This is a genomic window from Desulfovibrio sp. (assembly GCF_047607245.1).
Classification (GTDB): domain Bacteria; phylum Desulfobacterota; class Desulfovibrionia; order Desulfovibrionales; family Desulfovibrionaceae; genus Desulfovibrio.
The window spans coordinates 22,790-30,003 of record NZ_JASGDK010000044.1 but is presented as its reverse complement, the minus strand read 5'-3'; the positions used below and the strand labels follow the sequence as shown (position 1 = coordinate 30,003).

The 7,214-nt window shown below is 56.9% G+C and carries 2 protein-coding genes; both read left to right on the top strand.

Annotated elements, in window-relative coordinates; translation table 11 throughout:
* The first annotated feature begins 1,350 nt into the window (after positions 1-1,350).
* A complete protein-coding gene (gene nifJ / locus QM579_RS03400; protein WP_414997811.1) occupies positions 1,351-4,899 on the top strand; it encodes a pyruvate:ferredoxin (flavodoxin) oxidoreductase in 3,549 nt (1,182 codons plus the stop codon).
* A 161-nt stretch (positions 4,900-5,060) separates the two neighbouring features.
* Entirely contained in the window at positions 5,061-7,172 is a 2,112-nt protein-coding gene (gene pta, locus QM579_RS03395) for a phosphate acetyltransferase (RefSeq protein ID WP_414997810.1), read from the top strand.
* The last annotated feature ends 42 nt before the right edge of the window (positions 7,173-7,214 follow it).

Sequence of the window (7,214 nt, the reverse complement as noted above, 5' to 3'; positions counted from 1 at the left end):
TCAGACGAGCATCGCAGCCCCGGCTTCAACAAAAGCCGGGGCTGTTTCTTTGCTTTGCAGTGCAGAACGCCTTCACGCCAGCCAATTCAAACACGATAAATACATGCCAGACTCTTGCCGTATGTTCTCCTGACATTATTTCTTAGAGCAGATAAACTTTGAAGTGCAGCACATTTCAAAGTTGTCATTCTGCCCCAAAATACAATTTTTGGCAGAAGCCACAAAGAGTTACAGAGCTCTGCACTTTTGTGCAGCGTTAAAGAATTTACACTTTCTCAAAATGTAAATGAACTAAAATGTAGCATGGGTGATCTTCTATGATTGGCAGGTCTGGGCATGCGGCCCCGCAGTCAGGCACCGTATCAAAAAAAAGGCAAAGCGGCTTCAGGAATGTGATATATATGCCTGTAGCTCCACAGGATGAGATTACAGCCCCAAAAGAATACAGTTGCCGGCAACACCGACTAAACGCATGCCGAGCAGCACAACGCCCCAAAATGCTCATGCCAGCACCTTTGACCTGCCGAGGCAAGGCGGCCTCTGAACGGCAGTCAGCAGAAACATCTGCCAAAACATGCTGAATCTTGCCCATGCAGATATGTTCGCACCAACGAGCGCATACTGGTAATTTTTTTACAACAGCAACTGCTGCAATAATCTCAAATTCATGCTATGGCTGAATCAGAGCGTTGCAACTTTATGAAAACCCAGGTGCTCCAGATTGTCATGAGAGTGAGTCACGGCGCAGACAGCGTGCATTCTGTTAAAATTTGCTTTTCAGTGGGATGACATTTCTGAACTGTGTAGTGTTTTAAAGGAGAAGCCTTTTTTCGGAATCAGCCCAAGAGAGGCAAGAGCGCGTTTTTGGCTGAAAAAATGGCGTTCAGTCAGGCGATAAAAGAGCTGCCAATACCTACTCGCCTGAAAAAATAGTTACCTGGGCCAGCAGCATTGCACCAGTACTGCGGCATCCCCCCGGTGACCCGTGCCTTTCTCGGCGCTGGAACACCCTGAAAGTATTAAATAACGCCATTTTTTGGGGTTTTATGCGAAAAAAATTTTTTCTCGGACGCCCTATTTAACTGTTCAAACAACCAACTTTGTGCTATGGACTCACTGCAACGACAATTGCGGTTTTTCACGCCGCTTTCGGGGCTGCCATAATCTTTTATGGACGCCCATGATTTGATGCGATAAATTTGACCAAACGCGTGATTTCAAAAACCCCTAATGTTCCCTAAGTAGACCACATCCCGCACAGCTCATTACAATGCGGGCATACCCAGGCCGCACCGGCCACGCTGAATTTGGAAAAAATATTGTGCGCCTCAGGGCGCCAAGGAGGAACAGATGGCTCACATGAAAACCATGGACGGCAATAACGCAACCACGCATATTGCCTACGCTCTGTCGGAAACGGCGGCGATCTACCCCATCACGCCTTCATCCGTCATGGGCGAAGTCATGGACCAGATGGCCGCCAAGGGCATGAAGAACCTGCTCGGCCAGAAAGTGATCGTGCGTGAAATGCAGTCCGAAGCAGGCGCAGCTGGCGCCGTGCACGGTATGCTTTCCGCCGGTTCGCTGACCTCCACCTATACGGCCTCTCAGGGGCTGCTGCTCATGATCCCCAACATGTACAAACTCGCTGGCGAACTTCTTCCCGGCGTTTTTCACGTGTCGGCTCGTGCGCTGGCTTCCCACGCCCTGTCCATCTTTGGCGACCATCAGGACGTCATGGCCGCCCGTCAGACGGGCTTCTGCTTCCTTGCTTCCGCCTCGGTGCAGGAATGTATGGACCTGGCCCTGGTGGCCCATCTGTCGGCCATCGACTCCAGCCTGCCCTTCTGCCACTTCTTTGACGGCTTCCGTACCTCCCACGAAGTGCAGAAGATCGAAACCATTGACTACGAAGACATCCGTGGTCTGGTGAACTGGGACAAAGTGGCTGAATTCCGTTCCACCGCTATGAATCCTGAGCATCCCCACATCCGTGGCACTGCCCAGAACCCCGACATTTACTTCCAGAACCGTGAAGCTTCCAACCTCTTCTACGATGCCGTGCCCGGCATCGTGCTTGAAAACATGAAGAAAGTGGAATCCATCACTGGCCGCAAATACCGCCTGTTCGACTACGTGGGTCACCCCGAAGCCGACCGCGTCATCATTTCTATGGGTTCTTCCTGTGAAGTGGCCGAAGAAACGGTGAACTACCTGAACAACCAGGGTCAGCGCGTGGGCCTTGTGAAGGTGCGCTTGTTCCGTCCCTTCTCCACCGAGCATCTGCTGCGCGCCCTGCCCGCCACCACCAGCTGCATCACCGTGCTTGACCGCACCAAGGAAAGTGGCGCTCTGGGCGAGCCCCTGTATCAGGACATCTGTACCGCCTTCTTTGAAAAGGGCGAAGCTCCCACCATCGTGGCCGGTCGTTACGGTCTGGGTTCCAAGGACTTCACCCCCGGCATGGCCAAAGCCGTGTACGACAACATGCTGGCCCTGCAGCCCAAGAACCACTTCACCGTCGGCATCAATGACGACGTGACCAACCTCTCCCTTGACGTGGACGAAGAAATCGACACCGTGCCCGCCGGCACCGTGCAGTGCAAGTTCTTCGGCCTCGGCGCTGACGGCACCGTGGGCGCCAACAAGCAGGCCATCAAGATCATCGGCGACAACACCGATCTCTACGCCCAGGCCTACTTTGCCTATGACTCCAAGAAATCTGGTGGCTTCACCGTGTCGCATCTGCGTTTCGGCTCTGCCCCCATCACCTCCTCGTACCTCATCACCAAGGCCGACTACGTTGCCTGTCACAAGGCTGCCTATGTGACCCAGTACGACATTCTTGAAGGCATCAAAGACGGCGGCACCTTTGTGCTGAACTCCAACTGGTCGCTGGCCGATCTGGAAAAGCACCTGCCCGCCGAAATGAAGCGCACCATCGCCCGCAAGAAGCTCAAGTTCTACAACGTGGACGCCGTGAAGGTTGCCCAGGAAGTGGGCCTTGGCGGCCGCATCAACATGATCATGCAGACCGCCTTCTTCAAGCTCGCCAACGTGCTCGACTTTGACAAGGCCGTGGCCCTGCTCAAGGAATCCATCAAGAAAACCTACGGCAGCAAGGGCGACAAGATCGTCAACATGAACATCGCCGCCGTGGACAAGGGCATGGACGCCCTGGAAGAAATCAAGTACCCCGCCAGCTGGGCCAACACCACTGAAGGCGCTGAAGTGTGCCACTGCGACGACGATGATTACATCCGCAGCGTGGTGCGTCCCATTCTTGCCCAGCAGGGCGACAAGCTGCCCGTGTCCGCTATGGATCCGGCTGGCTTCATGCCCCTTGGCACCGCCGCTTGCGAAAAGCGTGGCGTGGCCATTGCCGTGCCCGAATGGCAGGTGGAAAACTGCATTCAGTGCTGCCAGTGCTCCTTCGTGTGCCCCCACGCGGCCATTCGCCCCGTGCTCGCCACCACTGAAGAACTGGAAGGCGCCCCGGCCAGCTTTGTGACCAAGGACGCTATGGGCAAGGAACTTAAGGAAATGAAGTTCCGCATTCAGGTTTACCCTGAAGACTGCCTGGGCTGCGGTTCCTGCGCTGACGTGTGCCCCGCCAAGAACAAGGCTCTGGTCATGAAGCCGCTGGAAACCCAGATGGACGCCCAGAAAGCCAACCTGGCTTTTGCTGAAACCCATGTGACTCTCAAGGACAACCTGTTGGCCCGCGACACCGTTAAGGGTTCGCAGCTCCAGCAGCCCCTGCACGAGTTCTCCGGCGCTTGCGCCGGTTGCGGCGAAACCCCCTATGTCAAGGTGCTTACCCAGCTCTTCGGCGAACGCATGATTGTCGCCAACGCCACGGGTTGCTCCTCCATCTGGGGCGCTTCTTCGCCCACCACGCCTTACTGCACCAACAAGGACGGCTTCGGTCCGGCCTGGGGCAACTCCCTGTTTGAAGACGCCGCCGAATACGGCTGCGGCATGGGCCTTGCCTACGACCAGCGCCGCAACCTGCTGGCAATGAAGATTGAAGAAGCTCTGAAGGAAGAAAGCATCAGCCCCGAGCTCAAAGAAGCTATGGAAGGCTGGCTGGCCAACAAGGACGACGCCGAAGGTTCCCGCAAGTACGGCGACCAGGTGATCGCCAACCTTGATTCCTTTGAAAGCCATCTGGCCCACGAAATCTGGCACATGGACGACCTCTTCACCAAGAAGAGCGTGTGGATCTTCGGCGGCGACGGCTGGGGCTACGACATCGGTTACGGCGGCCTGGACCACGTGCTGGCCACTGGCGACGACATCAACATCCTGCTGATGGACACCGAAGTGTACTCCAACACGGGCGGCCAGTCCTCCAAGGCTACCCCGCTTGGCGCTGTTGCCCAGTTTGCCGCCGCAGGCAAGCGCACCGGCAAAAAAGACCTGGGCCGCATGGCCATGACCTACGGGTATGTGTACGTGGCCTCCATCTCTATGGGCGCCGACAAGCAGCAGACCCTCAAGGCCTTCCGCGAAGCCGAAGCCTACAAGGGCCCCTCGCTCATCATCGCTTACGCTCCCTGCATCAACCAGGGCCTGCGCAAGGGCATGGGCAAGAGCCAGGAAGAATCCAAGCTGGCCGTGCAGACGGGCTACTGGCCCCTGTACCGCTACCATCCCGAACTGTCCAAGGAAAAGAAAAATCCCTTCCAGCTCGACAGCAAAGCTCCCAGCGTGGACATCCAGGAATTCCTGGGTGGCGAAACCCGCTTTGCCTCACTGGAAAAGACCGATCCCGAAGCTTCCAAGATGCTGCGTGAAGACCTGGCTGCTGCCTACGCCGAACGCTATGCTATGTTGAAGCAGCTGGCCGATCTGCCCTACCCTGACGCCAGCGAAGTAGCTGGCGAAAGCAAGTAGGAACCTGACGAATGAAGACCGCGTTCGCCACCGGACTCCGACTAGGGGTTTCAGGCGGCGGACGCGGTCATGCCATAGAACAATAGGCCGGGGCGCAGGTGAAGGCCTGCGCCCTTTTCGCGTCATCCTGCCAGCCTGCCCGGCACAATCAGGGGAAGCTTATGTATAACGGACTCTATATCACAGCCACCGGCCCTATGACGGGCAAAAGCGCCATCGCCCTGGGAGCCATGCAGCTGCTCAGCCGCAGTATGCGCAACGTGGCATTCTTTCGCCCCATCATCAATGAACCCCTATGGGACGACCGTGACCCGGACATCCACCTGATGCTTGAGTACTTCAAACTCAAGATGGACTATGCCGACACCTTTGCCTACACCCAGCGCGAAGCCCGCCAGATCATCAATCAGGGCTCACGCAACCTGCTTATCGAAAACATCATCCAGAAGTATAAGAAACTGCTGGAAACCTTTGAATTCGTGCTTTGCGTGGGTACGGACTTTCTGGCCAAAGACCCGGTGTTCGAGTTCGACCTCAACGCCGAAATCGCCGCCAACCTGGGCACGCCTGTCATTCTGGTGACCAGCGGGCACAAGGCCACGGCTGAAGACATTCGCGAGTCTCTCCAGATCACTATGGACAGCCTTGCGCCCTTTTCTCTGGATGTTGTGGCTACCATCATCAACCGCCGCAACCTCACCCAGACTGAACTTGACGAACTGCGCACCCATTTCAGCACTGACGACCGCAAGGCCCTTATCTACTCGGTGCCCAATGAGCCCACCATCGGCCAGCCCACAATGGGCGACGTGAAAAAGGGCCTGGGCGCGGAAGTGCTTTTTGGCGAAAACCGTCTGGACGCCCTGGTGGACGACTATCTGATCGCGGCCATGCACGTGAACAATGTGCTGCCTTACATCGCCAAAGATCAGCTTATCGTGACGCCCGGTGACCGCGCCGACGTGCTGCTGGCCGCCATTGCCTCGCGCCTCACCTCCTCCACGCCCGACATCGCTGGCGTGCTGCTCACAGGCGGCATCCGCCCGGATGAGGCCGTGTGCAAATTCATTGAAGGCTGGACGGCTTCTCCCCTGCCCATCCTGCTGACCAAGGGGCACACCTACAATACCATGCTGGCCCTTCAGGAGCTTATCGCTCCCATCGAACCCGGCAACGTTCGCAAGATCAACACCGTGCTTGGTCTTTTCGAGCAGCATGTCAACGGCAAAGAAATCGCCAGCCGTATTGTAAGCAAGCGCAGCGCGCGCATCACGCCTATGATGTTCGAGTTCGAGCTTATCGAACGCGCCAAGGCCAACAAGATGCGCATCGTTCTGGCCGAAGGCACTGAAGAACGCATACTTCGCGCTACGGACATCCTGCTGCGCCGCGATGTGGCCCATATCACCCTGCTGGGTGACGTGGACAAAATCCGCACCAAGGCCAACACCCTTGGCCTGGACATCGAAAAGGCAACCCTTATTGACCCCGTCAATTCCGCCAAATTCGATGAGTACGCCAACACCTATTACGAGCTGCGCAAAAAGAAGGGCATTTCGCCCGAGCAGGCCCGTGACACGATGACGGACCCCACCTACTACGCCACAATGATGGTCAAGGTAGACGATGCCGACGGTATGGTATCCGGCGCGGTCAACACCACGGCCCACACCATTCGCCCTGCCTTTGAGTTTGTTAAGACCAAGCCCAACTTCTCGGTTGTGTCTTCGGTCTTCCTCATGTGCCTCAAGGACCGTGTGCTGGTTTTCGGCGACTGCGCAGTCAATCCCAACCCCACGGCACAGCAGCTGGCCGAAATTGCCATCGCGTCTGCCCATACGGCGGAAGTGTTCGGCATCGAGCCCCGCATTGCCATGCTTTCGTACTCCACCGGCACGTCCGGCAAGGGTGCTGACGTGGACATAGTGGTGGAAGCCACCCGCATCGCCAAGGAAATGGCTCCTGAACTGGCCCTCGAAGGCCCCTTGCAGTACGACGCAGCCATTGACCCCAGCGTGGCCAAGACCAAAATGCCCGACAGCAAGGTGGCAGGCAAGGCAACTGTCTTCATCTTCCCCGACCTCAATACGGGCAACAATACCTACAAGGCTGTGCAGCGCGCTGCTGGCGCGGTTGCCATCGGCCCCGTGCTTCAGGGCCTCAACAAGCCCGTCAATGACCTGTCGCGCGGCTGCACCGTGCCCGACATCGTAAATACCGTGGCCATTACGGCTGTTCAGGCCGCCGCCGAAAAAATGGCGACAGGCCAGTAACCGCCAGTTGTGATATTACCGGGGGAGGGCTGCCCCTCCCCC